Origin of the sequence: Sphingomonas sp. 10B4, assembly GCF_035019905.1 — a bacterium.
GTDB lineage: Bacteria > Pseudomonadota > Alphaproteobacteria > Sphingomonadales > Sphingomonadaceae > Sphingomonas > Sphingomonas glacialis.
In genome coordinates this window covers 1-227 of sequence record NZ_JASJVC010000440.1, presented here as the reverse complement: position 1 = coordinate 227, position 227 = coordinate 1, and the positions used below count along the sequence as shown (strand labels likewise).

Below are 227 nucleotides of genomic sequence, written 5' to 3'. Positions count from 1 at the left end.
CTTTAATGAGACGCAAGAAACCGATCTCAATGCCATGCAGGCGGAACTGGAATAACTCTCTTCCACACCGCGCGTCAAAGCAAAGCCAACCGGACGTAAGCCACTCCCTGCCGAATTGCCACGTGTAGAACAGCGTCACGAACCTGATTACCTTAGTGAAGATCGGCGAGGATATCACCGAGCAGCTTGATGTTGAACCAGCACGGTTCCTTGTGCAACGGCATATC

At 52.0% G+C, this 227-nt stretch carries 1 pseudogene; it reads left to right on the top strand.

The features are described from left to right. Nucleotides 1-94 precede the first annotated feature (94 nt). A pseudogene (locus QN347_RS21080) lies at nucleotides 95-227 on the top strand (IS66 family transposase zinc-finger binding domain-containing protein); the annotation flags it as partial.